General features: G+C 67.0%; 24 protein-coding genes. 9 read left to right on the forward strand and 15 right to left on the reverse strand.

Annotation, left to right across the window (positions count from 1 at the left end; genetic code table 11):
• Nucleotides 1–60: 60 nt before the first annotated feature.
• The 4 genes from LT974_RS15330 to LT974_RS15345 form a co-directional block, all read right to left on the reverse strand.
• Nucleotides 61–1,530: an MATE family efflux transporter gene (locus tag LT974_RS15330; protein ID WP_232588484.1), complete on the reverse strand. Its 1,470-nt coding sequence runs from the start codon at nt 1,528–1,530 to the stop codon at nt 61–63.
• A gap of 225 nt (nt 1,531–1,755) precedes the next feature.
• Complete coding sequence (locus tag LT974_RS15335) at nt 1,756–2,535, reverse strand: Zn-ribbon domain-containing protein (RefSeq protein ID WP_232588485.1); 780 nt, start codon at nt 2,533–2,535, stop codon at nt 1,756–1,758.
• Complete coding sequence (locus LT974_RS15340; protein ID WP_232588486.1) at nt 2,535–2,927, reverse strand: DUF2073 domain-containing protein; 393 nt, start codon at nt 2,925–2,927, stop codon at nt 2,535–2,537. The genes LT974_RS15335 and LT974_RS15340 overlap by 1 nt, the downstream gene beginning before the upstream one ends.
• A gap of 6 nt (nt 2,928–2,933) precedes the next feature.
• On the reverse strand, nt 2,934–3,578 hold the full coding sequence (locus tag LT974_RS15345) for an Era-like GTP-binding protein (protein ID WP_232588487.1): 645 nt from the start codon (nt 3,576–3,578) through the stop codon (nt 2,934–2,936).
• 1,031 nt (nt 3,579–4,609) lie between these two features.
• Between LT974_RS15345 and LT974_RS15350 the strand changes: the two genes are divergently transcribed.
• On the forward strand, nt 4,610–6,106 hold the full coding sequence (locus LT974_RS15350; protein WP_232588488.1) for a Cdc6/Cdc18 family protein: 1,497 nt from the start codon (nt 4,610–4,612) through the stop codon (nt 6,104–6,106).
• Nucleotides 6,107–6,295: 189 nt separating this feature from the next.
• On the opposite strand, the gene LT974_RS15355 is transcribed toward LT974_RS15350, so the two are convergent.
• Together LT974_RS15355 and LT974_RS15360 are read right to left on the reverse strand one after the other, a co-directional pair.
• On the reverse strand, nt 6,296–6,604 hold the full coding sequence (locus LT974_RS15355; protein WP_232588489.1) for a hypothetical protein: 309 nt from the start codon (nt 6,602–6,604) through the stop codon (nt 6,296–6,298).
• Between the two features lie 13 nt (nt 6,605–6,617).
• Nucleotides 6,618–7,136 carry a DoxX family protein gene (locus LT974_RS15360; protein WP_232590284.1) on the reverse strand — a complete coding sequence of 173 codons (519 nt, stop codon included), beginning with the start codon at nt 7,134–7,136 and terminating at the stop codon, nt 6,618–6,620.
• A 156-nt stretch (nt 7,137–7,292) separates the two neighbouring features.
• On the opposite strand from LT974_RS15360, the gene LT974_RS15365 reads away from it, so the two are divergent.
• Together LT974_RS15365 and LT974_RS15370 are read left to right on the forward strand one after the other, a co-directional pair.
• Nucleotides 7,293–7,667, forward strand: a complete 375-nt coding sequence (locus LT974_RS15365; RefSeq protein ID WP_232588490.1) for a winged helix-turn-helix domain-containing protein — start codon at nt 7,293–7,295, stop codon at nt 7,665–7,667.
• On the forward strand, nt 7,664–7,936 hold the full coding sequence (locus LT974_RS15370; RefSeq protein WP_232588491.1) for a DUF7521 family protein: 273 nt from the start codon (nt 7,664–7,666) through the stop codon (nt 7,934–7,936). Before LT974_RS15365 ends, LT974_RS15370 begins: the two co-directional genes overlap by 4 nt.
• A gap of 99 nt (nt 7,937–8,035) precedes the next feature.
• Here LT974_RS15370 and LT974_RS15375 read toward each other — a convergent pair whose 3' ends face one another.
• Nucleotides 8,036–8,830 carry a S26 family signal peptidase gene (locus tag LT974_RS15375; RefSeq protein ID WP_232588492.1) on the reverse strand — a complete coding sequence of 265 codons (795 nt, stop codon included), beginning with the start codon at nt 8,828–8,830 and terminating at the stop codon, nt 8,036–8,038.
• A gap of 85 nt (nt 8,831–8,915) precedes the next feature.
• Here LT974_RS15375 and LT974_RS15380 point away from each other — a divergent pair, with 85 nt between their 5' ends.
• Nucleotides 8,916–10,655 (forward strand): DNA-directed DNA polymerase II small subunit, encoded by a 1,740-nt coding sequence (locus LT974_RS15380; RefSeq protein WP_232588494.1) that lies wholly within the window; start codon nt 8,916–8,918, stop codon nt 10,653–10,655.
• Between the two features lie 164 nt (nt 10,656–10,819).
• Here LT974_RS15380 and LT974_RS15385 read toward each other — a convergent pair whose 3' ends face one another.
• From LT974_RS15385 to LT974_RS15400, 4 genes are all read right to left on the reverse strand, one after another.
• The gene (locus LT974_RS15385) at nt 10,820–11,323 is read right to left on the reverse strand and encodes an NUDIX hydrolase (protein WP_232588496.1); all 504 of its coding nucleotides are present in this window, start codon (nt 11,321–11,323) and stop codon (nt 10,820–10,822) included.
• Between the two features lie 42 nt (nt 11,324–11,365).
• Nucleotides 11,366–12,349 carry a tyrosine--tRNA ligase gene (locus LT974_RS15390; protein ID WP_232588497.1) on the reverse strand — a complete coding sequence of 328 codons (984 nt, stop codon included), beginning with the start codon at nt 12,347–12,349 and terminating at the stop codon, nt 11,366–11,368.
• A gap of 67 nt (nt 12,350–12,416) precedes the next feature.
• Nucleotides 12,417–12,842, reverse strand: a complete 426-nt coding sequence (locus LT974_RS15395) for a universal stress protein (RefSeq protein ID WP_232588498.1) — start codon at nt 12,840–12,842, stop codon at nt 12,417–12,419.
• Nucleotides 12,835–13,479 (reverse strand): Sjogren's syndrome/scleroderma autoantigen 1 family protein, encoded by a 645-nt coding sequence (locus LT974_RS15400; RefSeq protein WP_232588500.1) that lies wholly within the window; start codon nt 13,477–13,479, stop codon nt 12,835–12,837. Before LT974_RS15400 ends, LT974_RS15395 begins: the two co-directional genes overlap by 8 nt.
• A 175-nt stretch (nt 13,480–13,654) precedes the next feature.
• Between LT974_RS15400 and mdh the strand changes: the two genes are divergently transcribed.
• Complete coding sequence (mdh, locus tag LT974_RS15405) at nt 13,655–14,569, forward strand: malate dehydrogenase (protein ID WP_232588501.1); 915 nt, start codon at nt 13,655–13,657, stop codon at nt 14,567–14,569.
• Between the two features lie 210 nt (nt 14,570–14,779).
• Here the strand turns inward: mdh and LT974_RS15410 are convergent, their stop codons facing one another.
• The gene (locus LT974_RS15410) at nt 14,780–15,022 is read right to left on the reverse strand and encodes a ferredoxin (RefSeq protein WP_232588502.1); all 243 of its coding nucleotides are present in this window, start codon (nt 15,020–15,022) and stop codon (nt 14,780–14,782) included.
• A 205-nt stretch (nt 15,023–15,227) separates the two neighbouring features.
• On the opposite strand from LT974_RS15410, the gene LT974_RS15415 reads away from it, so the two are divergent.
• Complete coding sequence (locus LT974_RS15415) at nt 15,228–17,690, forward strand: DEAD/DEAH box helicase (protein ID WP_232588504.1); 2,463 nt, start codon at nt 15,228–15,230, stop codon at nt 17,688–17,690.
• A gap of 48 nt (nt 17,691–17,738) precedes the next feature.
• Here LT974_RS15415 and LT974_RS15420 read toward each other — a convergent pair whose 3' ends face one another.
• Together LT974_RS15420 and LT974_RS15425 are read right to left on the reverse strand one after the other, a co-directional pair.
• Nucleotides 17,739–19,667 (reverse strand): CocE/NonD family hydrolase, encoded by a 1,929-nt coding sequence (locus LT974_RS15420; protein WP_232588506.1) that lies wholly within the window; start codon nt 19,665–19,667, stop codon nt 17,739–17,741.
• A 186-nt stretch (nt 19,668–19,853) separates the two neighbouring features.
• On the reverse strand, nt 19,854–21,821 hold the full coding sequence (locus tag LT974_RS15425; protein WP_232588507.1) for a DUF460 domain-containing protein: 1,968 nt from the start codon (nt 21,819–21,821) through the stop codon (nt 19,854–19,856).
• Nucleotides 21,822–22,331: 510 nt separating this feature from the next.
• On the opposite strand from LT974_RS15425, the gene LT974_RS15430 reads away from it, so the two are divergent.
• Both LT974_RS15430 and LT974_RS15435 read left to right on the forward strand, forming a co-directional pair.
• Complete coding sequence (locus LT974_RS15430) at nt 22,332–22,760, forward strand: cupredoxin domain-containing protein (RefSeq protein WP_232588508.1); 429 nt, start codon at nt 22,332–22,334, stop codon at nt 22,758–22,760.
• A 38-nt stretch (nt 22,761–22,798) separates the two neighbouring features.
• Nucleotides 22,799–22,996 (forward strand): hypothetical protein, encoded by a 198-nt coding sequence (locus LT974_RS15435; RefSeq protein ID WP_232588509.1) that lies wholly within the window; start codon nt 22,799–22,801, stop codon nt 22,994–22,996.
• A 28-nt stretch (nt 22,997–23,024) separates the two neighbouring features.
• Here LT974_RS15435 and rnz read toward each other — a convergent pair whose 3' ends face one another.
• On the reverse strand, nt 23,025–23,957 hold the full coding sequence (rnz, locus tag LT974_RS15440; protein WP_232588510.1) for a ribonuclease Z: 933 nt from the start codon (nt 23,955–23,957) through the stop codon (nt 23,025–23,027).
• Nucleotides 23,958–24,056: 99 nt separating this feature from the next.
• Between rnz and LT974_RS15445 the strand changes: the two genes are divergently transcribed.
• Complete coding sequence (locus LT974_RS15445) at nt 24,057–24,680, forward strand: DUF4382 domain-containing protein (RefSeq protein WP_232588511.1); 624 nt, start codon at nt 24,057–24,059, stop codon at nt 24,678–24,680.
• Nucleotides 24,681–24,703: the final 23 nt, after the last annotated feature.

Below are 24,703 nucleotides of genomic sequence, written 5' to 3' on the forward strand. Positions count from 1 at the left end.
AGTGGTTCGCCCGCGGCGACTTAAATTGCGGTCGTTCGCGGCCGCGGGTGGAGGGAGACGTTACTCCGCGGGCGTCTTCGCGCCGTACGCGCGCCACGCGCCGGACTTGAAGCGGACGAAGTTGATGGCGGCGCGCACGTACATGTCGCCGAGGATGGCCGCGAAGATGGCCGACAGTCCGAGTCCGAGCCCCGGCGAGACGGCGGGAATCGAGAGCGGGCCGAGCGCGAACGGGCCGACGACGAAGCTCGCGGGGAGTGCGACGAACGCCAGCGGGAGGCGGACGAGGTACGTTCCCACGATGCCGCCGTAGAACGGCCAGCGGGTGTCGCCAGCGCCGCGGAGGCCGCCGCGGAGCGTCCGCGAGACCGAGAAGCCGGCGACGCTCAGTCCGAAGACGCGGACGAACGTCACGGTGAGGTCGACGGTGGTCGCGCCGAACGCCTGCGCGATGGGCGCCGCCGCGAGGAAGATGCCCGCACCGATGAGCAACTGGGTGACGAGCGCGATGCGCAGCGTCTGCCAGCCGTAGTCGGCGGCCTCGTCGGGCTCGCCCGCGCCGAGGCGGTGGCCGACGAGCGTGCTGGAGGCCGTCGCGTACCCCCACGCGGGCATCAGCGCCAGCAACATCACGCGGCGGCCGATGGCGTACGAGGCGACGACGGGTGTCCCGAGTACGCCGAGCACGAACAGGAACGGGAACCGGCCGAACGTCCGCGAGAGCCGCGTGCCAGCAAGCGGGAGCGCGACGCGGACGATTTCGCGGGCGACGCTCCAGTCCCACTGCTTGCCGCGGAGTCGGAGCGCGACGCTCCAGCGCCCGGAGAGGAGGACGGCGAAGAACACGATGCCCGCGAGCGTGTTCGCGATGGCGGTCCCCCACGCCGCGCCGACGACGCTGAGTTCGGGGAACCCGAACAGCCCGAAGATGAGCAGCGCGTTCAGCGCGACGTTCGTCGGCAGCGTCACGAGGCGCACGTACATCGGCGTCCGAGTGTCGCCGGCACCCGCCAGCGCCCGCGCTGCGGTCATGCTCCAGAACCGGAACACCACCGACAGCATCACCACGCGGAGGTAGTCCGCGCCCAGCGCCGCCGTCTCCGCGTCGCTGGCGAGCAAGCTCACGAGCGGGTCCGCGTACAGCCACGCGCCAGCGGTGAGCGGGACCGAGAGCAGCAGCGAGAGCCACAGCGACTGCTTGATGGCGAAGTCTGCCTCCGCGTCCTCCTCGGCTCCCTTCAGCCGGGAGACGACGCTGATGGTGCCGCTGGTCAGCGCGAGCGCGAGCCCGAACGGGATGAAGTAGTACTGGAAGCCGAATTCGAGGGCGGCGACCGCGACGTCCCCCGCGGCGATGCTCACCATCAGGAAGTCCGTCGTTCGCAGCACGGTGCGCAGGCCGCCGGTCACCATCGCGGGGAGCGCGAGGTCGAACGCCTCCTCACCCTTCTTCCGGTCGACGAGCCCGAGCCACGCCAGCAGCGCGGGGAACGCGGCGACGAGGGCCTCCACGCGGCGACGAACGGTCATCTACTGGAGGGGTCGTGTCGGCGCGGAAAACACCTTCGGCAGCCGGCAACCTACCGCGGGTTCGCGTACCGCCGCAGGTTCGCGGACTGCTGTCGGTTCACGTGCGATCGTACCCGCGAGTCGAAAGCGGAAGGATGGAGAGTGGGAACGGACTGCGGGACGAGAGGGTGGAGCGTGGAAACGGGTGCAGGGAGAGGATGGGGTCGAAACGGGACTGTTCGCGCGCTACTCGTCGTCGGTCTCCCAGGCGTCCGGCACCTCGATGACGTACTGGCCGTCCTCCTGGAGCGCGATGATGTACTCCTGACGGTCGTACAGCTCCATGAGGTTGAGCTCGTACTGGCCGGGCGCGACGATGCGGATGGACTCGAACTGGTCGTTGAGCTCCTGCCGGAGGTCCTCCAGTTCGGGTCGGTCCTCGGGGTCGTCGGGCTCCTTGACGACGCGGCCGTCCGACGGCGCGTCCGGCAGCGAGTCCTTGTCGACGACGGAACTCCGGGCGTCCGCCTGCGCGGCGTCCTCGTCGCCCGTCTCCGTGCTGGCGTCGATGCCCTCTGCGGGTTCTTCTTCGGACAGGTCGCCCCCCGTTTCGGATGCGTTGGGAGCACTCGGATCCGTCTCGTCGGCTGCCCCCGACGCCTCGGTTTCGGGTGCGCTGGGGTCGGCTTCGGCGTCGGCAGTGCTGGACGCGTCTGCAGTGCTGGCGGCGCCAGTCGTCTCGGCGTCCTCGCCAGTCGTACGCGCTGCGGGGTCGGGGTCGCTGGTCACGGCGTCTCGGACCTTGTTCGCGGCGCGGCCGACCGCGCCCGCGACGGTCCCCCCCTCGCGTTCGGGGGGCTCGGGCGAGTCGGCGTCCGCGTCGGCTGGCGGGTCAGCCGGCTCGGATTCGGCGACATCACCGGGGTGGTACTGGAACTTGTTCCCGCCGCAGTCCGGGCATCCCGACAACATTTCCTTGGAGCCGTCCGCGAAGACGTGCCCGCAGTTCGTACACTGGTGAGGCATTACTTGCGGGAAACGAGCGCGCTGATGAGCGTCTCGTCCTTGTGGAGGGACTGAATCTGGTTCGCCGGTCCGACGACCGTGAGCTTCGACGTCGACTGCTTGCCCATCAAGCGGCCGAGCAAGCCCGTGTCGTTGGTCTCGGACTGCGGGAAGCTCTCAATCTCGATGCCGGAGAAGCCGTCCGGGTTGATCTCTGTCATCGTCACTTCGATGAGTTTCGACTCCTCGTCGGGGGTGAGGCCGGCCTCCAGGACGACGATTTTGCCGTCGCGGACGCCGTCCAGAATCATCCGAATCTTCTCCATGGACGTCTTGCCGGACATCCGCTCGGCGCTGATGAGGTCGATCTGGACGCCGTCGCCCGGTCCGTCTTCGCTCGTGGTTTCAGGCATCGTGAGTCACCCGAAGTACTCCGCGATCTTCTCGTAGACCTCGTCCATGTTCTCGCCCTCCAGCGCGGAGAGCGGAATCGTCTCGTGTTGGGGGAACGCGTTCGACACGCGCTGGATGTTCGAGCCCTCGAGGTCGGTCTTGTTCGCGAGGATGAGCACCGGCAGGTCCCGACTCTCGATGATGCCGATGAGCATCGTGTTCACCTGCGTGAACGGGTCCGTCGTGGAGTCGAGGACGTAGATGACACCGTCGACGTCCTCGCGGAGCCAGTGCATCGCCTCCGCGACGCCCTCGGTGGCTTCGCGGGAGCGGCGCACGGCCTCGTCTTTCTCCATGTCGTGCTCGAGGAACTCCGAGTAGTCGACTTTCGTCGTCACGCCGGGCGTGTCGACGATGTCGATGTTGACGGTCTTCCCGTCGCGTTTGATTTCGACGTTTTCCTTCCGGCGCGCGCGGCGCGTCTCGTGCGGGATGTGGCTCTCCGGGCCGACCGCGTCGCCGGTCCAGTCGCGAGCGATACGGTTCGCGAGCGTGGTCTTGCCGGCGTTCGGCGGGCCGTAAATCCCGATTCGTTTCGGTTCCGAGTCGTCGGCAAACAGGCTCGCCGACACCCGTGAGATGCTGTCTCTGAGTTCTGCGAACAGTCCCATCCTTGACCTCCATACGCACCCCGCGCCTTGTATGCTTGACGCAGGATACGGACGGTTGATAGGGGAGAGCCGGCGAGCGGACTTAAACTTACGTCAGACAGCGGGTGTGGAGACAGGTGGGACGACAGCTGGAACGGATGTTGGGCAAGTTGGACGAAAAGCCTGGGGCGGGAGTAGAGAGTAGAGAGTAGAGAGTAGAGAGTAACCCAAGAGGGAGGAGAGGGATAGGTGGGCGGGCCGAGTGGGGAGTGGTAGCGTGGACCGACGCGAGGCCCCCCACCCCTTCGTTTCGAGTGGAAACGGGAGCAGCCGTAGGCCGGGAGCGACAGAACGGGAGATTCGGGCGGGAAAGCCACTAGTTCTAGACCAGACCACGTCAACAAAATTCGGTACGGGCTGTATTGCGGTTACTGTTTCTGAGTATATGACTTAGTCTTTTCCCTCTTCTAGAGCCAATCCTGTTCTGTGACCCCCTCCCCCGGTCCGTTTCGCCGTTCCACCCGAAACGAAGGGGTGGGGGGCGGACCCCTGTCCCCCACCCCAACCCCCCTGTTTCCGATGGAACTCCCCAACTCACTCGTCGAGAACCCCAGCCGTCGGTTCGTTCTCTCTGAAACGGACCTCGTGAGAAGCAGAACCAGTCTCACGCGCGCACTCGAAACACTCCTCCTCGAACCCTCTCGAATTCGCTATCCGCCGACTAGCCCCGCCGTGTCTCGTCTACCCAGCCGGTTTCGACGTCGACGGACACTCCGAACGTTCAACGCTCTCGGCGCTTCCGACTCTCTCGGACTCTCTCGTCGTGTTCTAGCAGACGAACGATTTGCGTACCTAACCGGAGTCAGAACCAAACGTTTCGTCGCTCGTCTGACCTCATCGAAACTTATTAGTCCCTCACGTTTCCATTAGTTCATCTGCATCAACTGGAGCGCCCGGTCACTGAACCGCCTCGAACGCCCCGTTCGCGCCGGTCTGTGGCTTCCTCTCCGTGCGCGGCGCTCTCCACACGAAACGAAGGGGCACCGCAAATCATGTCAGACGAACCGACGACGGACGGCCGACGTACTGCCGACCGGGACTTCGAGGTGGACCTCGACGACGTCCTCGAGGACGACGAGGACGGCGACGAGGGGCTGTTCGACGACTTGCTCAGCGGCGAACCCATCTTCGAGAACAAGGAGGTGTTGCGGCCGTCGTACACGCCACACGAACTCCCGCACCGGAAAGACCAGATCAACAACATGGCGACGATTCTCGTCGCGGCGCTGCGCGGCGAGACGCCGTCGAACATCCTCATCTACGGGAAGACCGGGACGGGGAAGACCGCCAGCGCGAAGTTCGTCAGCCAGGAACTGGAGCGGACCTCCCAGAAGTACGACGTCCCCTGCGAGGTCGAGTACATCAACTGCGAGGTTACGGATACCCAGTACCGCGTGCTCGCGCAGCTCGCGAACACGTTCATCGAGCAGAACCGCACGTTCATCGACGAGCGCGTCGAGGAACTCCAGGGTCTCCGGGAGGCCGGCGAGGACGACCCGGGCGTGCTCGAATCCGACGACGACAACGACGACCACCTCGACTTCGACTCCGTCGAGGCCGTCGACGAGCGCATCGAGGCGCTGCACGAGGAGAAGTCCGAGATGGACGACGTCCCGATGACGGGGTGGCCGACCGACCGCGTGTACGCGCGCTTCTTCGAGGCCGTCGACTACGTCGAGCGCGTCGCGGTCATCATGCTCGACGAGATCGACAAGCTCGTCGAGAAGTCCGGCGACGACACCCTCTACAACCTCTCGCGGATGAACTCCGAGCTGGAGAACTCCCGGGTCTCCATCATCGGCATCAGCAACGACCTGAAGTTCACCGACTTCCTCGACCCGCGCGTCAAATCGAGTCTCGGCGAGGAGGAGATCGTCTTCCCGCCGTACGACGCCAACCAGCTCCGGGACATCCTCCAGCACCGTGCGGACGTCGCGTTCAAGGATAACGCGCTCTCCGAGGACGTCATCCCGCTGTGTGCGGCGTTCGCCGCCCAGGAGCACGGTGACGCGCGTCGCGCGCTCGACCTCCTCCGGACCGCCGGCGAACTCGCCGAACGCGACCAGTCGGACTCAGTCACCGAGGAGAACGTGCGGCGCGCCCAGGACAAAATCGAACTCGACCGCGTGGTCGAGGTCGTGCGCACGCTCCCGACGCAGAGCAAACTCGTCCTGTACGCCATCCTCCTGCTGGAGGACAACGGCGTCCACAACGTGAACACGGGCGAGGTGTACAACATCTACAAGACGCTCTGCGACGAGCTCGACGCGGACGTGCTCACGCAGCGCCGCGTCACCGACCTCATCAGCGAACTCGACATGCTCGGTATCGTGAACGCGGTCGTCGTCTCGAAGGGCCGCTACGGCCGCACGAAGGAAATATCGCTGTCGGTTCCCGTCGAGGAGACCGAAGCCGTCCTCGAAGCGGACTCCCGGCTCAGCGACATCGAGAACGTCACGCCGTTCGTGCAGGCGCGCTTCGACAACTGAGCGCCGGTCGATTCTCTCCGTACGCCGTCGACGCTACGCCAACCCCCTTCGTTTCCCGTCCACACACCACGATGGCGTAGCCACGCCCGTCCACTCGAAACACTCCCGAATCGAGAATCAAAAGCGACGCCTCAGTCCTCCTTCCCACGAAAGGGTAGTCGAAAGCTCGTCTCCCGTTACCGACTGCGGTCAGTCGCTCGGGTACGACTCAGTGGTCGGTTCGCCGGGGCTCGTGGTGCCGACGTGCGGGACGGCGACCCGGTAGAGCGCGTACACGAGCAACACGAGCAGCGCCGCGACGACCAGCGCCGTCCGGACGTTCGGGTCGATGGTCGGCTGGGCTATCACTTCGCCGGCGTCGTTGGTCACGGGCGCCGCGCCGCGGGGCGCGCCGTCGAGCGTTTCTATCAGGCCGGTGACGACGACGCCGAGCAGCAGCAAGCCGCCGCTCAGCGCTATCGCGAGCCTGTCCGCGAGGTCGACGTCGTTGGATTGCATTTACTGTCACCTCCTAGCCGAGTAGGTACTTCAGCCGCGGGCGGTTCTGGACGAAGTCGGTGCGCTCGATGAGTGCGTCGAGGCCGTAGTGGCGGCCGGCCGCGAACACGATCATCGTCACGAACAACAGCATCCCCATCAGGTCGCTGTTGACGAGTCCGTGCCCGAAGCTGGCGTTCCCGACGAAGAACAGGCTCATGAAGAACACGCCGAAGAACGACGCGAGCCGGACGAGCACGCCGAACATGAGCCCGAGCCCGATCGCCGTCTCCCCGAGCGGCACGAGCGCGCCGAGGAGGTCCGGGAACCCCGCGAGGAACGTTGCGAGCGGTCCCAGCGTGGTGCCGCTCATGCCCTGCAGGTAGCCGGCGGCACCGAAGCTCAGCCCGCTGTCGAGGAGCTTCCCGAGCCCGGAGTGGACGAACCACCAGCCGGTGAGCACGCGAAGCATCGCGACCCAGTACGCCGCCCACGGCCCCGAGAGTTCGAAGTCGACCTCGTTCCTCAAGGGGGTTGCCGCATCGTATGACATTCCCATCACCTCACGTGTGGAGGTAGCCGCTGGACCCCTATAACCCGAGCCGCGATTCCAACGCAGTAAGACGCGTTCCCAGATACTGAGAACGACGTTCCCGGACTCTGAAAATCGGACGACCAGTTAACTCTCCGTACCTCCGAGCGTCGGGTGATGCGTGCTCCGCTCGGGACGGACGAGACGCCCGAACTCCAGGTCGTCCTCGACGCCCTGGACGACGAGGGATGCAGACGCATCATCGAGGCGCTCGACGAGCCGATGGCGGCCAAGGAGCTCTCGGAGGCGTGTGACATCCCGCTGTCGACGACCTACCGGAAGCTCGAACTCCTCACGGACGCCGCGCTCCTGGAGGAGCGGGCGGTGCTCCAACCGGACGGCCACCACACGACGGAGTACGACCTCGTCTTCGAGGAGGTCGTCATCCAAATCGACGAGGACCGGACGCTCGACGTCGGCGTCACGCGGCCGTCGCAGTCCACGGACGAACGCCTCGAAACGCTCTGGGCGGAGGTGAGCAAAGAGACATGACACACTACTTGGCAGTCGTCGCGTTGAAGACAATCACGCTCGTGCTCGGCGGCGCGGTCACGTACTTCGCGCTGAAGGCGTGGAATCGCACCGGGTCGCCGGCGCTGCGGTCGCTCGCCATCGGCTTCGGGTGCGTGACCCTCGGGTCGCTGCTCGCGGGTATCGCCGACCAGGTGCTCGCGGTCGACCGCACGCTCGCGGTACTGACCGAGAGCGCGCTCACGGCCGTCGGCTTCGCGGTCATCGTCTACTCGCTGTACGTCGACTGACTGCGGTCCGACCGTCGCCCGCGACGCGCGAGCGAAGAATATAACGATTAATCGGGAGTGCGAGTCGTTCGACGATTTCCGTTCGCGTCCCGCCGAACCTCACGTAACAGGCGCGAGCGCGACGCCCGACGCGTTCTTCGGCGACGAACCGACTGGCTCGGGAGCCAGCGCTCCAGTTCCCTCGACACTTGCCGGCCCAGCGTCGGTCGCGAGCGTCGTCGTGCCCGGCGTGACGGCACCGGCGAACGTCAGGCGCACCCAGCCGAGGTACGGGAGGCGGTATTCGGCGGTGCCCTTCACCCACGCGGGCTTGACGGGACTGGAGATGCCGCGCGCCTGGTCGTAGTAGTCGTTCGTGACCGAGTTGTCGCCCTTCGTGATGAAGCCCGCGTGGGGCGCGGGACAGTTCCGGAGTTCGTCGCAACTGTCGGCGTCGACGTAGTCAGGGTTGGCCTTCGAGTACCAGTTCTCGCCGTCGTCCACCCAGAAGCGTGCGCGGTGTATCACCGGCGTCTCCCGCCCGTTCCCGTACGGCTTGTAGACGATGACGTCGCCCAGCCCGCCGAACTGCTGGTAGTCGTGGCCGGTGGCGTCCTGGTGGGTGACGACGCCGGTGTCGCCGGTGGCGTAGTCGGGGGTGAACCGCTGTTCCTCCATCACGAACACGAGGTCGCCCTTCTGCATGTTCGGCTGCATGCTCCCGCTCTCGACGGCGACCAGCGGCGGCCAGACGCCGCTGACCGCGAACAACAGCAGGCCGACCATGGCGACCGTGAGCGCGCTGCTGGCGGCCTCGCGGACGAACATCACGGCACCGTGGTCGGTACGGAGGAACCAGACGAGCGCGGCCCGCGGACCGCCGCGGGGGTCGGGCACGTCGTCGCCGTTGGTCATCTGTTCGCCTTTCGCCGCTCCCGGGTTTCAACTTTCCCCTCGCGGACCGCCACCCTTTTGCTCGCGCTTACCGTGCTGACGTGGTGTGCCACGAGAACCCCCGGTCCGGGTCGTCCGTGAACTCACCAGCCGGGGGTACAACGCGGAACGAGAGGCCGTGACGCTGCTCGCGGGCGCGAGCGACCCCGCGGCCGCCGTCGAGCGCGCGGTCGACGCCGCACCCGACGACGCGCTGACGCTCACCACCGCCCACGTTCGCGAGGTGCTCGACGACGCGACGCCGAGCGCGTCCGCGACGGAGGCCGACGTGTCCAGCGGCGACACGGCAGCCGCCGAGACGACCGCAGCCGAGACGACCACGACCGAGACGACCACGACCGAGACGACCACGACCGAGACGACCACGACCGAGACGACCACGGCCGCTGCCGCAACGCCGCCCGCCGACCCCGAGCCGGAGGCGTCCACCGACCGAACGACCTCTCCCACCACTTCGACTGGGGCCGAAGACGACGACATTCGGACGCAAGAACGAACCTCTCCAGTTGAAACAAAGGGGGTGGGAAAAGGACAGAACGCGGCGGGGCGACGGGACGGCCGCGACGCGCGCGACGACAGCGAGCGTAGCGTCGAAATCGACGGCGACATCACCGGCGAATCGACGGGAACTGGCGAGTACGCGGACTTCGTCGCGACGTTCCGCGACCGCTACGACCGCCTCTCGAAGAAGCTCCGCGGGCGCGTCAACCACCGACCCACGGACGCGCTCGACTCGATGCCCGGTGGCAGCGAGGCCGCGGTCGTCGGGATGGTCAACGACATCCGCTCGACCGCCAGCGGCCACTGGCTCGTCGAAGTCGAGGACACGAACGGCGTCTTCCCGACGCTCGTGATGAAAGACCGCGACATCGCCGTCCACGTCGACGAACTCCTCATGGACGAGGTCGTCGCCGTCGAAGGGACAATTTCCGACGACGGCGGCATCCTGTTTGCGGACGACCTCCACTTCCCGGACATCCCGCGCACGCACCGGCCGTCCACGGCGGACCGCCACGTGCAGGCCGCGCTCGTCTCCGACGTTCACGTCGGCAGCCAGGAGTTCGCCGCGGACGCCTGGCAGGCGTTCGCCGACTGGCTCCACACCGAGGAAGCCGACCCCGTCGAGTACCTCCTGATTGCGGGCGACATGGTCGAAGGCGTCGGCGTCTACCCCAACCAGGACGAGGAACTGGACATCGTCGACATCTACGACCAGTACGAGACGTTCGCGGAACACCTCAAAGACGTCCCCGGGGACATGGAAATCGTGATGATTCCCGGCAACCACGACGCCGTCCGCCTCGCCGAACCCCAGCCCGCCTTCGACGAGGAACTGCGCGACATCATGAGCGCCCACGACGCCCGCTTCACCGGGAATCCATCCACCGTCACCGTCGAAGGCGTCGACATCCTCATGTACCACGGCGTCTCCATCGACGAAATCATCGCCGAATACCCCGGCGACGACATCTCCTACGACAACCCCCACCGCGCGATGGAGCAACTCCTCAAGAAACGCCACGTCGCCCCGCAGTTCGGCGGCCGTACCCGCGTCGCCCCGGAGAAGGAAGACTACCTCGTCATCGACGACGCGCCCGACGTCTTCCACACCGGCCACGTCCACAAACTCGGCGTCGGCGGCTACCACAACGTCCGCCTCGTGAATTCGGGCTGCTGGCAACATCAGACCGAATTCCAGAAATCCGTCAACATCGACCCCGACGTCGCCACCGCCCCCATCCTCGATTTGGACACCCTGGACGTGACGGTCCGGAAGTTCGTCTAGCCACTTTTTGCTGTGGGAGGGCGCCTGCGGCGCCCTCCTCTGCTCACGGCACGCAGCGCCGTCTGTTCGCGGGCCGTCGGCCCGCGCTCACTGCGTTCGCGCGGTGAACCGCTTCGCTCGGGTCCTTCGGATCATTCTGCTCGCGGATGCTCGTTCTGCAGTTGTCAGTCCACGAATCGCTCGACGTCCGCTGCGACAGGTCTGGAAACGTCTTCGGGAACGTCCGCGAACCACTCGATTTTGGTGCCGTCCACGCGGCTTTGCGGCTCCTCAGGAAGTCGAGCGTTCGGCGTCGCGCGGACGACCACGTTGTAGACCGTAGTGCTGTCGCCGGTGTCGGGAACGCGGTACTCGCGGGCGCGGAGGCGCTCGACGGCGTCGACGTCGATTGGGACGCCAGTCAGCCCCTCGAACTCGTGGCGCGCGACCGCCAGCCAGTCGTCGCCGGCTTCGGCGGGAAACGCGGGGAGTGTCCAGCCGTGGTGGCCGTCGTTCTGGAGGAGGACGCCAACGTCGCTCACAACACCGACGACCACGTGGCTGTCCAACTCGGTCGCGTCAGCGAACTCAGCCGTGTCGACATCGTGGGTCCTGTCCCGGACGTCGACAGTATCGTGGTCGCGGAGCGTCACGGGGTCTGTCAGGGATTCAGGGAAGTCGGCGGTCACGGCGGCTCTACGGCGACCCGTGGTTTAGAAGTGGGGTGTCGGTTACTCGCCACGAATCTCGCGGAGCCGCTCGCGGCCGGGGGCGATGAGGTCGTCGAGGTAGTCCGCGAGCGCGCCCTTCGCGTCCGCGGGGTGGAGTTCGCCGGATTCGAGGTCCGCGGCGAGGGCCTCGTAGTCGTCGTATTCGAGGTTGCCGCCGTACTCGTCGGGGCGCTCGACGACGACCGCCTCGAAGCGCGGGAAGACGTGGTACTGGAACAGTTCGAGCACGGGGTTGACGAGGTCGCCCTCGGGGTCGCGGGTTTGCGGGCAGAACGCCGAGTTCACCTTCTCTTCGAGGTCCTCTGTGGAGTCCTCCATGGAGATGGTGATGCCCTCGCTGGAAGACATCTTCCCCTCGCCGGTCTCGAGGTCGCCGAGAATCGGCGTGTGGACGGCGAGGCGCTTCTCGTAGCCGAGACTCGGGAGTTCCTCGCGGGCGAGCATGTGGACCTTCCGCTGGTCCATGCCGCCGACTGCGACGTCGACGTCGAGGTACTCGATGTCCAGCGCCTGCATCAGTGGGTAGACGACGTGGCTGACCTTCGCGGTCTCACCGCCCTGAATTTCGGCCATCGCGCGCTGCGCGCGGTTCAACGATGTCGCCAGTTCCAATTCGTGGAGGTCCAGTTCGTAGTCGTCGTCGAGCTGGTAGTCGCTGCCGAGCACGAACTTCGTGGAGGCCTCGTCGAGGCCGTACGCGAGGAACTGCTCTTTCATCTGGTCGGCGGTGTCCCGAATCTCCTCGAAGGAACCTTTCCCGTTGAGGTACGCGTGGACGTCCGCCAGGAGGACGACGACGTCCAGCCCGGCGTCCTGCAGGTCGATGAGCTTGTTCGCGGTGAGCAGGTGGCCGAGGTGGAGCACGCCCGAGGGCTCGTAGCCGACGTACGCTCGCTTCCCGTCGGGGTCGTCGGCGAGCGCTTCGACTTCCTCCTCGGTCACGACTTCCGCCGCGTTCCGCGTGAGGAGTTCGTAGGTGTCCATACGACTGCGGAGTCAGCGCTCGGGGTTAAGCGGTTTGGATGCGTGCGAACGCGTCAGACCGAGAGAATCAGGGAATGACCGTCGCGGGCACGCGGTCGGCGTGCAGCACCGTCTCGGCGGCGCTTCCGAGGAGCGTGCGTTCGAGCGTGCCAGCGCCGTGGTGCCCCATCACGACGTGGTCGTAGCCGCGCTCCTCGACGAGCGAGAGGATGTCGTCGCCAACGCTGTCGCTCGGCCGGAACTCCACGTCGACGTCCGTGTTGACTTCGGGTTCGGTGTCGACGTCCTGCGCGTCGAGAACGCGTTCGGCGCGGTCGAGGACGGCGTCCGTACTCTCGGATTCGGCTTCTGCGAAGTGGACGGCGTCGAGGCGTCCCTCGTAGCGGCGCGCCATCTCCGCGGCGAACCCCAGCGCGCGGAAACTGCAGTCCGAGCCGTCGACGGGGACGAGGATGTCCATGCGGTGGTACTGTGTGGCCTGCGGGTTACGCATTACGGCGGATCGCGTCCAGCGCTTCGGCGGCCTCGCGAGCGGCTTCGAGGAACTCGCGGGCCCGCCGCGGGTCGTCGGCGCCGGCGGCGCGGCGCGCCAGCGCGGCAATCGAGGATTCCAGTGCGTCGGCGGCTTCGCCGGACGGCGAAGTATTCGGGAGTTCGCTGTCGACTGCCGGCTGCTCGGTCGGCGCGGGCTGTTCGCGGCGCTGCTCGCGTGCGGGCTGGGTGGACTGCTGGCGTTCGGCGGGCTGCCGGCCTTCGGCGGGCTGCTGGCGCTCGGCGGCGTTACCGGTCGGCTGGCTGGCACGGGCACCTTCGGCTGCGTCCGCGTCGCCGCCCGCTGGCTGCGAGGGCTGCTGTGCCGCCTGTCCTTCGGTGTCAGCCTGCTGCTGCGCGGCCTGCTGCTGCGCGGTCTGCTGTTGTTCGGCGGCCTGCTGGCAGTTGGGGCAGAAGGACTGGCCCTCGTAGCGGAAGATGGGGTTGCCACAGCGGTCGCAGTGCTGGTTGGTCATCGTCGCACCCTGCAGCAGGAGTTCGCTCATGCGCTCGGTCTCCCCACGGTCGTCGTCGGCGTACTTCTCGCGGAGTTCCTCGCGCACGGCCTCCTCGTCGAAGCCGTCGTCCGTGTCGCTCATAGGTGTGTACAGGGCGCGACGCCTCGAAAAGCCTGCGGAGGACGGACCCTGCGAGAAAATTCGACGAAAGTCGAAGTGGCGTTCGTCCGTCGTCGGCGACCGTGTGGGTCGTTTCCCCGCCTGCTCGAACTCACCGAAGCGCTTAACGGACTCGCCGGCGGTGGGTATACGTGATATGACGAAAGTCAGCATCGTGGGGGCCGCCGGCACGGTCGGCGCCGCCGCAGGCTACAACCTCGCGCTCCGCGACGTGGCCGACGAACTCGTGTTCGTGGACATCCCGGACAAGGAAGACGAGACCATCGGGCAGGCCGCGGACGCGAACCACGGCGTCGCCTACGACGCCAACACGGAGGTCACCCAGGGGACGTACGAGGACACCGCTGGCTCCGACGTCGTCGTCATCACCGCGGGGATTCCCCGCCAGCCCGGCCAGACGCGCATCGACCTCGCGGGCGACAACGCGCCCATCATGGAGGACATCGGCTCCTCCATCGCCGAGCACAACGACGACTTCGTGACGGTCACGACGTCGAACCCCGTCGACCTCCTGAACCGCCACCTCTACGAGAGCGGCGACCGCGACCGTCACAAGGTCGTCGGGTTCGGCGGTCGCCTCGACAGCGCGCGCTTCCGCTACGTGCTGAGCCAGCGCTTCGACGCGCCCGTGCAGAACGTCGAAGCCACCATCCTCGGCGAGCACGGCGACGCGCAGGTGCCCGTGTTCTCGAAGGTGCGCGTGAACGGCGCGGACCCCGACTTCTCGGACGACGAGCGCGAGGACATCCTCGAAGAACTCCAGCAGTCTGCGATGGATGTCATCGAGCGCAAGGGCGCAACCCAGTGGGGGCCGGCGACGGGCGTCGCGCACATGGTCGAAGCTATCCTCCGCGACACGGGCGAGGTGCTCCCCGGCTCCGTCGTGCTCGACGGCGAGTACGGCCTCGACGACGTCGGTCTCGGCGTGCCCGTGAAACTCGGCTCGAACGGCGTCGAGGAAGTCGTGGAGTGGGACCTCACGGAGTACGAGCGCGACCAGCTCGGCGAGGCCGCGGAGAAGCTCTCCGAGCAGTACGACGAAATCGCGTAATCGCCGCGCCCGCGCTCGCCGGCCGCGTCAGGCCGGCGCGACCTCTTTCGTGACCTCGTCCGGTTCGTCGCCGTCCGTGGATTCGCGTTCGGCGTCCGGTTCGAGTTCCCGTATCGGCACCTCCTCCCAGTGGTGGCACATTACAGTCGCTAGTGTGGCACGCGTTAGCATAAAGCTTGCCTGAACGGAGGACGACCGCTCGCTAGGGCCTCAGACGACCTGTTCGCCGTCGTCGTCGTAGACTGCAATCGCGTCGACGGGGCACGAGCGCGCCGCGAACTTCGCGTCGAACTCCTCGTCTTCGGGAATCTCGCGCGCGAAGACGCCGTCCTCGACCTCTTCGCTGTCCCGCAGGACGGCTTTGCCCGCGTCCGTGTCCTCCTCGAAGGCGTCCCACTCCGCGACACACTGGAACATCCCGATGCAGACGTCGCGGTCGAACTCGACTCGCATACGGGAACGTGGAGGCGCCCCGCCTATATCGTTGCCGGGCTAGGTGGAGTAGTCACAACTGGAGGCTCGGGCACGGTCTCGAGGCGTCGGTGACGGCGGTGACCCCACAATTTCACGCGTAGATAACGAAAAGTGCGAGCCGACCTGGCCACTTTCACCCCGGTACGCGAACCCTTAACCACGTGAGCGACGTACGACCGCCCGAATGTCGGAGTCCGCGTACGTCGACCATCCGATGCTGGCCGAGGGCGTCATCGAGGCACGCCAGTACCAGCTGCAGCTCGCGGCGGCCGCACGGGAGGACCACACGCTCGTCTGCCTCCCCACCGGGCTCGGGAAGACGACGGTGAGCCTGCTGGTGACGGCCTACCGGCTGGCCGACGACGCGGGCGGGAAGTCCCTCCTGCTCGCGCCGACGAAGCCGCTGGTCGAACAGCACGCGGCGTTCTACCGGGAAGCCCTCCGGATTCCGGACGACGAAATCGTCGTGTTCACGGGGGAGACGCGGCCCGACGACCGCGCGGAGATGTGGAACGACGCGCGCGTGGTCGTGGCGACGCCCCAGGTCGTGGAGAACGACCTCGTGGGCGGGCGCATCGGGCTCGAAGAGGTCGTGCACTGCACGTTCGACGAGTGCCACCGTGCGACCGGCGACTACGCGTACACGTACATCGCGGAGCGCTACCACGCCGACGCGCTGAACCCGCTCGTGACGGCGATGTCCGCCTCTCCGGGCGGCAACGAGGAGGACATCCAGACGGTCTGCGAGAACCTCGGCGTGCGGAACGTCGAGGTGATGACCGAGGACGACGCGGACGTCGGCGAGCACACGTACGACACGGACGTCCAGTGGGAGCGCATCGAACTCCCGGAGCAGGTCATCGAGGTCCGGGACGCCATCAACGAGGTCATCGAGGACCGCCTGGAGAAACTCCGGGAGTTGGGCGTCACGCGCGTCTCCAGCCCGGACGTCTCCCAGAAGGACCTGAACAAGATTCGCGCGAAACTCCAGGAGCTCATCGACAACGACCAGAGCGAGGGCTACCAGGGGATGAGCGTGCACGCGGAGGTGATGAAGCTCCGGCGCGCGGTCGAACTCGTCGAAACGCAGAGCGTCGAATCCGTGCGGCGGTACTTCGAGCGCCAGCGCAACGCCGCGCGCTCGTCGGGGGCATCGAAAGCGAGCCAACGACTCGTCTCCGAGCCCAAAGTCAAAGAAGCGATGCGGAAGGCCGACGACTTCGACGGCCTCCACCCGAAGTTCCGGCGCGCGCGGATGCTGCTCGCTGAGACGCTCGGTATCGAGGAGGGCGAGCGCGTCATCGTCTTCACCGAGTCGCGGGACACCGCGGAAGCCCTCACCGACTTCTTGGGCGAGCACTTCGACACGCAGCGCTTCGTCGGGCAGGGCGACGCGGACGGCAGCGACGGGATGACGCAGAAAGAGCAGCGCGAGACGCTCGACCGGTTCCGGAGCGGCGAGTTCGAGGTGCTGGTCTCCACGAGCGTCGCCGAGGAGGGGTTGGACGTTCCGGAGGTCGACCTCGTGTTGTTCTTCGAGCCGGTGCCGACGGCGATTCGCTCCGTCCAGCGAAAGGGGCGGACGGGCCGCCAGACGGAGGGAAAGGTCGTCGTGTTGATGGCCGAGGACACCCGCGACGAGGCGTACTTCTGGATCAGTCAGCGCCGCGAGCAGGAGATGGAGGACGAACTCCGCGAACTGAAAGGCGTCGCCGACGACCTCGAAGGCGACCTCGGAGAGAGTCAGCGCGCGCTCGACGACTACGGCGACGAGGAGGCGGACGCTTCGGACGACGACGCGAGCGAGGCGGCGACAGCAGCCACGTCAGCGGACGCGCAGCCTGCGGAGGCCGACGGCGGTAGCGCGGCTGCAGGCGGCGACGGGCAGGCGGGACTCACGGACTTCGACGCGCCCGACCCCGACGATGTCGAGGAAGGCGAGGACGAGGAGGGTGTGGCAGCGCGCGCGGACAGCGGCGACGAGGAGGCGGTCGAGGTGGTCGTCGACCAGCGCGAACTCGACTCGAACATCGCGCGGGACCTCTCGAAGCGCGACGGGGTCGAGACCAGACTGGAGACGCTGTCGGTGGGCGACTACGTGCTCTCGGACCGCGTCGCCGTCGAACGGAAGTCCCACGCGGACTTCCTGGACACGCTGCTGGGCGGCGACCGCTCCATCTTCGAGCAGGCCAAGGACCTGACGCGCCACTACACGCGCCCTGTCCTCCTCTTGGAGGGAGACGGCGACCTCTACGCGGAGCGCAACGTCCACCCGAACGCGATTCGCGCGACGCTGGCGTCGCTGGCCGTGGACTGGGGCATCAGCGTCGTGCAGACGCGCGGCGAGGACGACACCGCGGAGATGATTCAGACCATCGCCGAGCGCGAGCAGACCGACAACGACCGCGAGGTGAGCGCGCACGGCGAGAAGGCCGCGAAGACGCTCGGCGAACAGCAGGAGTACGTCGTCTCCTCGATTGCGGACATCGGCCCGGTGACCGCGCGCTCGCTCCTCGAAGCGTTCGGGACCGTCGAAGCCGTGATGACCGCCCGCGAGGACGACCTCACGGAGGCGGACGGCGTCGGCCAGGTCACCGCCGAGCGCATCCGTGAAGTCGTCGGCAGCGACTACCAGCCCGACGCGTAGCCCGCGGCGCCGTTCTGGTGGTACTGGGCGAGCGTTGCTACTACTCCGTTACTCGTGAACGGGGAGCATGATGCTCGAAGGGCGCTCTGGGCTGTGGTAGAGCGTCTGCGTCGCCGTCTGCATGTCCGACTCGGTCGCCTCTGCAACGGGAACCGCTGCGTTCGGGTTGCGGTCCTGCTTCGGGAAGTTACTGCTCGTGACGTCGACGCGAATCCGATGCCCCGACTGGAACGTGTGCGCGACGTCTCGGAGTTCGATTTCGAGTTCGTAGACCGCCCCCGGTTCGAGGAACGCCGTCTCCTCGAATTGGGAAGCGAGGTGGGACGAGCCTTGGTCGTTCGTTTCACGGTAGCGCGCGCGGAGCGCGCCCTCCGTGATGTTCGCCGAGTAGCCGTCCGGCCCGACGTCGACGAGTTTCACCATGAAGTCCGTGTCCTCAGCCGTCGTCTCGACGAACAGCGACGCGGTCACGTCGCCCGCAATCGACAGCGGTTCGGTGAGCTCCTCGGACGTGTAGACGAGGACGTCGTCGCGCTCCTCGACCGACGTCTGGTCCTTGACGCCGGCTTCGACCGTCCCGCCCATGTGGAGCGGGCCACCGCGGGTCGGAACTGGGTCGAGGGGGTCGTATTCGTAGCTATCGCTCCGGGCGCTCCCACTCGGGTCGCCGGTCGTCAGGACACCGCCTCCGACGTCGCTGTTCGCGTTCCCGCCGCTGTCGAGGTGGTACTCGGTTGCGGTCACGCCCGACGGCGGCCACTGGTCGGCCGTTCGCCACTCGTTGTCGCCCATCTGGAAGTACTGTACTTTCGGCATCGAGGTGACGCCCGTCTCCTCGTCCTGTAGCCAGTAATCGAACCACGGGAGGACGAGTTCGTTGGCGATGTCGTACTCGGCGTTCGAGCCGAAGTCCCAATCGCCGACCGGGTTCGCCGAGGGGTACGTCGTGTGCGCCCACGGCCCCAAGACTAGTTTCTGGTTCTCTCGGACGACGTCCGTTCCTTCTTCCTCGATCGTCGAGAACCCCCAGGTGTTCCCGCGGAGGAAGATGTCGTACCAGCCGCTCGCCTGGACGACTGGCGTCGAGATGTCCGGGATGTGCTGGAGGACGTCGAGGTCCTTCCAGAACTCGTCGTAGGTCGAGTGCTCGTGCCAGTCCTGCCAGAGGGGGCCGACGCCCTCGTCGAAGGCGGGTTGCTCGATTGTCGGGAGCGTATCCGCGCTCTCCGGCAAGCCCGTGAGCAGGCTCTCCAGTTCTCCCCGGAGCTCGCCCGCCTTCTCCTCGGAGACGTCGAGGCGCGAGACCTGGGAGAACGAGTTCGCTGCCAGCCACGCGAGTGACGTGCCGTAGTTGTCGGCGCCGCCCATGTACTGGAGGTCGCCGTAGAAGTTCGTCGGGGTGACCAGCGGTGCGGCAGCGACGAGTCCCGGCGGGTCCTCTTTGATTGCTTGCCACGTGGCCATCCCGCGGAACGACGTGCCGTACATCCCGACGTCGCCCGTGCTCCAGTCCTGTTCGGTTATCCATTCGATGGTGTCGTAGCCGTCCTCGCCCTGGTCGAATCCCTGGAACTCCCCTTCGGAACCGAACCGCCCGCGGAAGTCCTGCTGGACGACCGCGTAGCCGGCGTCGACAGCCGGACGGATGCCGCCGATCGGTTCCTCGTCGGCCTTGTTGTAGGGCGTCCTGTTGAGCAGCGTCGGGAACGGGCCGTCCTCGCCGGCGGGCGTGAAGACGTTCGTGGCGAGACTGACGCCGTCCCGCATCTCGACCATGATGTCGCGCTCGGCGTCGTACGGTTCCGTGGTCGTCGTTTCGGTCTCCGTCTCCTCGGATTCGTCTGTCGTGGGCGGCTGCGATGTCGGCGTCGTCGTCCCCGGCTGGCTCTGTTGGTTACAGCCCGCGAGGCCCGCGAGGCCGGCGCTGGCAAGCGCGAGGAACGTCCGCCGCTCGAAATCCCTGGTACGATTTGACATGCGAAACGGTAGATAGTACGAACTATAATAAATCTAGGGAGATTTTTACTACACATCGTTAAGTAAATACCCTCCCTTTATCGTTCAGATTGAGTCTCCATCTTTACGCCCACCATAGAGTGGAAACCAGAAGTCCGGGCGGAAAGCGGGCGTGATTCGCAATCCGGCGGCAGCCCGAATGGCCGGTCAGTCGCGGTCGGCGCGGTGCTCGCTGATGATGGAGTCGACCATGCTCTCCTTCTGTTCGCGCTCGCGCTCGGCCTTCCGCTCGCGCCAGTCCGCGAGCACGGCTTCGACGTCGGACTCGCTGGCGATTGCGAGTTCGTCCACCTCACGGATGGTCACGTCGTCGGCGGGGCCGATGGGGATATCGTGCTCGAACAGCACCTCGTCGGCAGCGTCCGAGAGGCCGCCCGACCGGAGCACGACGCGGGGGTCGAACTCCGCGAGCAGTTCCGCCGTCGAGCGGCCCGCGCCGGACGCGTCGCGGAGGTAGACGACGTCGCCGGACGCGATGCCGTACTCGCCGTCGGCGGCCTCGATGGCGTCGACCGTGAACTGGTCGACGGGTTTGACGGCGACGAGGTCGCCGCTGTGGTTCACGTCGCCGAGGTTCGAGTGGTCGAGCTTCCAGAGGTCTTTGAGGCGTTCGAGCTTCGCCGCGAGTTCGTCGGCGCGCTCGCGCTCCTCCGCGAGTTCGGTTTCGAGGCGGTCGTTCTCCCACTGGAGCTGCGTGACCTCGCGGCGCTCGCGGGCCTCCTGGCGCTCCTCGCGGCGCGCCTCCGAAAGTTCCTCCTCGTACTCCTCGATTGTCTCGTCTTTCTCGTCGAGTTCGGCTTCGAGGTCCGCGACGTGGTCCTGGAGGCGCGCGACCTGCGCTTCGAGGTCCCGAATCCGCCGTTCCTCGTCGGTGAGTTCGCGGGGCTCGTGCTCGACGGTCTCCTCCTCGGGTTCGTCGGTCTCGGTGAGGTCGTCGATGACCGCCGCGAGCGGCTCGTCGTCGCCGACGACGCGGGAGACGACTTCGCCGCGGTCGAGCTCGGGCGGCGTCTCCTCGGTGGCGCGCCGAATCTGGTCGGCGTGGGCGTCGCGGGCGAACAGCGCCGCCGCCATCGCGTCCCGCTGGTGGTCGTCGTCGTATCCCTCCTCGCGGGTGCGGTGCTGCTTCTCGTCCACGGGGAGGTCGGTGTCGGGTGCCCAGCCGGCGGCGTCGAAGCTCGCGCGAATCTTCTCGACGGTCGCCGGCATCGGGGTCACGTCGGCGGCGACCACGACGGGGCGGCCGCGCTCGATCATCCACTCGATGATCTCCGCGGTGTCGGCGGTACGCGTGCTCGTGACGTCGAGCACGCGGCCGTCGAGCGCGACCAGCGCGACCGCCGTGGTCGTCCCGGGGTCGATGCCGACGAACACGCGGTCGCGGCGCCGCGCGAGCGGCTCGAACTCGATGCCGTCCCGGCGCACGGGCTCGACCTCGACGCGCGTGTCGCCGGAGCGTCGGCTGCTCACGGGGATGTCCTCGGGGCGAGCCTGCACGGTGAAGACGGCGTTCGAGAACCCGCCGTACTTCTCGGTGACGTCGCGCTCGTAGTCGAGGCCGGCGTCGTCTAACTCTGATTCCACGTCGCGGGCGACGCGCTTCACGGAGCCGTGGATGCGGCGCGTGAAGCGGTCCTCGCTCCACCCGCCACCGCCACCGGTCGAGCGACCGCGGGCGACCTTCACGGTGGTCTCGTCGGTGAACGCCGACACCTCGTAGCCGACGTTGCGCGCGGCCAGTCGAGCCGCTGCCTCGGCTTCCTCCATCGCGGGCTTCCCGTACGGGACGCCGTGGCGTTTCGCCACTCGGGAGAGCGGCTCGGGGCGCTCGTCACCGGTGACCTGCACGAGCTTCGTCTCCTCGGGGAGCCCGCGCAGGAAGTGCACGAGTTGGTCCTTGTCCGCGGCCAGCTCGTACATGTTGTCGGTCGCGAGAATCGCGGGCTCCTCGCTGTCCACGCGACGCAGCAGCTTCCGCCGGCTGACGACGTCGCGCTCGACTGTCTCTCCGTCGAAGACGACGAGCGCGTAGGATGGGGCGTCCCCGCGCACGTCACCGCTCTGCACGTCGACGCCGAACACGCGGGCGTCGAGGGCGCTCGTGCGAGTACTCAAGTCGATTTCAGATAGGTGGCGAGCGCTAATAAGTTCGGTGCGGGACGGGTCGGTACTGTTCAGATGGAATCCGGTTCAGCCGATTAACGGCGGCTGTGTAATCAAGTGACGCGATTCACGCCCGCCGTAAACGGCGCGATTCTCTCGCTGTTTAAAGATAGGGATGCAACGATCGCTAGCTTCGGCTGTTTGACCCGCCCACTTCTGGTGGTCGCCAGGAGAGCAGCGCTCTCCCGAGGCCGCGGCAATCTCCGGTTTCCGGTGGATTGAAACAGCGAGGTGCGCGTAGCGGCTTCGCTGCCACGGCGAGCGAAACGAGCGGAGCGGGGGGTTCGGCGAACCCGGGCGGCGGTGAGGCGAACCCCGGGAGCGCTTGCGTTCCCGGAACAAACGCGTGAGCGGCCACCGATGGGTTTCAAGCGATCACTCCCGATCAACGTACCTGAACACTACCGTTTCGAGGGCAACAAGGGCCAAATAGCTCCGCCCACAACAGTGTAACTGATTACCATGATTCGGCGCCGAACGTTCCTCGACGGCGTCGCGGCCAGTAGTCTCGCCGTCATCGCGGGCTGTACCGGTGGAAACACCACCGGCGGTGCAACCGTCGAGGAAACGTCGTCCGTCTCGATGACAGGGTCACAGTTCGACCCCCGGAATATCCACGTCGACACTGGAACCACAGTGACGTGGTCCAACGACGATACTGTCGAACACACCGTCACGAGCGCCTCGGACAACTGGAGCAAGGACACGTCCGTCCCCGGCGGAGAGCAGACCACGCATACGTTCGACGAAAGCGGCGTGTACGACGTGTACTGTTCTATCCACGGGGGAGACGACCTGTCAGGGATGAGTATGAAAGTCGGGGTCGGCGACGCGACTATCGACGAACCGCTCGGTAGCGGACCCGACGACGGCGGTGGTGGCGCATACTAAGGAGGTTCGGCGCTAGCTCGTCCTCCTCGCCGAGGCGATTGGGACAAACGGCCAACGCACCGCGTGCTCGTGGCGCCGTCGCGGTGGTCGCCGGCCTCGGCTTCCGGGGCCTGTTTCTCCGCACACGCCAGCTCGACCTCGTCGTGCGCGTCGCTGGCGACGACGAACTGAGACTCGACGCCGACGTCAGCGACGCCGATTTCGCAGCAATCCAGCGGCGCCTCGACTTGGGCTGAGAAGGCCGAAGCCGAGACACCGAGCGGGTCACACCGTGTCCGGGAATGGGACGTCGTAGGTCATGCCGTCGTGGGCGACGAACACCTCGCCGTCGAAGTCGGCGGTTTCGGCGTCCTCGCGGAGTTCGCGGGCGTCGCCGGCGTACCGCGAGGAGACGTGGGTGAGCGCCAGCGTTCGGGCGTCGGCGCGGGCGGCGATGGCGGCGGCTTCGCCGGCGGTCGAGTGGCCGGTCTCGGCGGCGCGCTCGGCGGCGTCGTCGGTGAACGTCGCGTCGTGAATCAGGAGGTCCGCGCCGTCCGCGGCGGCGACGACGGGGTCGTGGGGGCGCGTATCGCCCGTGTAGACGAGCTTGCGGCCGGGACGGGGGTCGCCGACGACCTGCTCGGGGCGGACGACGGTGCCGTCGTCGAGTTCGACGGCGTCGCCCTCGTGGAGCTTCGAGAACTTCGGGCCGACCGGGACGCCGAGTTCCTCGGCCTTCTCGCGGTCGAAGCGGCCCTTGCGGTCGTCCTCGACGAGCGCGTACCCCACGGAGGTCGTGCGGTGGGCGGTGTCGAACGCGCGGACCTCGTACTCGGGGCGGTCGAGGACGGTCTCGCCCGCGCTCACTTCGCTGATACGGACGGGGAAGCCGACGTCCCCGCCGACGGCGAACACGAGCGCCTCTATCTGGTCGCGGAGGCCTCGGGGGACGTGAATCGTCAGGGGGTCCTCGCGGTCGTTGAAGTCCCACGTCTGGACGAGGCCGGGGAGGCCGAAGACGTGGTCGCCGTGGGCGTGCGTGACGAACACGTCGGAGACGTCGAAACCGGTGCCGTACCGCATCATCTGGCGCTGGGTCGCCTCGCCGGCGTCGAAGAGGAACGCGTCGCCCTCCCGGCGCACGAACACCGAACTGGGGTTGCGTTCGGTCGTGGGGACGGCGCCACTCGTCCCGAGGAATGTAGCCTGCAGAGTCATGCCCGAACGTGGGCGGGCCGTGCGCAAAACCCCACCGATGCGGGCGCAGGCGGGCCAGCGGCCGGAGCGCTTTCCCGGACTGGCGACGTGGCTCCGCACATGTCACGCACAGTCGCGACGCTCGCAGTGGCAGCGCTGCTCGTCACGGCGGGCTGCACGGGCTTCTTCGGCGGCGACGGCGGCGAGGGCACCGTCGAGATGTACGTCAGCGACCAGCCCGGCGCCATCGAGGACTTCCAGCACCTCAACGTCACCATCACGGAGGTCGCCGTCCATCCCGCGAACGCCACCGAGAACGAGTCGTGGGTGACCCGGGACGTGGACAACCGAACCGTCGACCTCACGCGCCTCGAAGGGGAGAACGCGAGCCTCGTCGGGAACCTGAGCGTGCCGGCGGACACCTACGAGACGGTGTTCGTGCGAATCGACGGCGTCGACGCGACGCTGACCTCCGGGGAGTCCGCGGACGTGAAACTCCCCTCGGAGCGCCTCCATCTGAACAGCGAGCTCACCGTCGAGGCCAACGAGACGGTGTCGTTCGTCTACGACATCCGCGTCCACGAGACCGGCAGCGGCCAGTACATCCTCCGCCCGAACGCCGGCGAGTCCGGGCCGCACCAGCCCATCAACCACGTCCACCAGCGTCACCGGTGCGGTCAGCACGACGGAACGTGCGACGGTGGTGGCACGAGCGGCAGCGGAACCACGACCACGGCGGCGTAGCCGGACGGACCGACTCTTTCTTA

Origin of the sequence: Halobacterium noricense, from assembly GCF_021233435.1 — an archaeon.
Classification (GTDB): Archaea; Halobacteriota; Halobacteria; order Halobacteriales; family Halobacteriaceae; genus Halobacterium; species Halobacterium noricense.

Bases quoted from the DNA above. Each gene is read 5' to 3' on its own strand.
- LT974_RS15330 (WP_232588484.1), bottom strand. From the start codon at position 1,530: ATGACCGTTCGTCGCCGCGTGGAGGCCCTCGTCGCCGCGTTCCCCGCG.
- LT974_RS15335 (WP_232588485.1), bottom strand. From the start codon at position 2,535: ATGCCTCACCAGTGTACGAACTGCGGGCACGTCTTCGCGGACGGCTCC.
- LT974_RS15340 (WP_232588486.1), bottom strand. From the start codon at position 2,927: ATGCCTGAAACCACGAGCGAAGACGGACCGGGCGACGGCGTCCAGATC.
- LT974_RS15345 (WP_232588487.1), bottom strand. From the start codon at position 3,578: ATGGGACTGTTCGCAGAACTCAGAGACAGCATCTCACGGGTGTCGGCG.
- LT974_RS15350 (WP_232588488.1), top strand. From the start codon at position 4,610: ATGTCAGACGAACCGACGACGGACGGCCGACGTACTGCCGACCGGGAC.
- LT974_RS15355 (WP_232588489.1), bottom strand. From the start codon at position 6,604: ATGCAATCCAACGACGTCGACCTCGCGGACAGGCTCGCGATAGCGCTG.
- LT974_RS15360 (WP_232590284.1), bottom strand. From the start codon at position 7,136: ATGTCATACGATGCGGCAACCCCCTTGAGGAACGAGGTCGACTTCGAA.
- LT974_RS15365 (WP_232588490.1), top strand. From the start codon at position 7,293: ATGCGTGCTCCGCTCGGGACGGACGAGACGCCCGAACTCCAGGTCGTC.
- LT974_RS15370 (WP_232588491.1), top strand. From the start codon at position 7,664: ATGACACACTACTTGGCAGTCGTCGCGTTGAAGACAATCACGCTCGTG.
- LT974_RS15375 (WP_232588492.1), bottom strand. From the start codon at position 8,830: ATGACCAACGGCGACGACGTGCCCGACCCCCGCGGCGGTCCGCGGGCC.
- LT974_RS15390 (WP_232588497.1), bottom strand. From the start codon at position 12,349: ATGGACACCTACGAACTCCTCACGCGGAACGCGGCGGAAGTCGTGACC.
- LT974_RS15395 (WP_232588498.1), bottom strand. From the start codon at position 12,842: ATGCGTAACCCGCAGGCCACACAGTACCACCGCATGGACATCCTCGTC.
- LT974_RS15400 (WP_232588500.1), bottom strand. From the start codon at position 13,479: ATGAGCGACACGGACGACGGCTTCGACGAGGAGGCCGTGCGCGAGGAA.
- mdh (WP_232588501.1), top strand. From the start codon at position 13,655: ATGACGAAAGTCAGCATCGTGGGGGCCGCCGGCACGGTCGGCGCCGCC.
- LT974_RS15410 (WP_232588502.1), bottom strand. From the start codon at position 15,022: ATGCGAGTCGAGTTCGACCGCGACGTCTGCATCGGGATGTTCCAGTGT.
- LT974_RS15415 (WP_232588504.1), top strand. From the start codon at position 15,228: ATGTCGGAGTCCGCGTACGTCGACCATCCGATGCTGGCCGAGGGCGTC.
- LT974_RS15420 (WP_232588506.1), bottom strand. From the start codon at position 19,667: ATGTCAAATCGTACCAGGGATTTCGAGCGGCGGACGTTCCTCGCGCTT.
- LT974_RS15430 (WP_232588508.1), top strand. From the start codon at position 22,332: ATGATTCGGCGCCGAACGTTCCTCGACGGCGTCGCGGCCAGTAGTCTC.
- rnz (WP_232588510.1), bottom strand. From the start codon at position 23,957: ATGACTCTGCAGGCTACATTCCTCGGGACGAGTGGCGCCGTCCCCACG.
- LT974_RS15445 (WP_232588511.1), top strand. From the start codon at position 24,057: ATGTCACGCACAGTCGCGACGCTCGCAGTGGCAGCGCTGCTCGTCACG.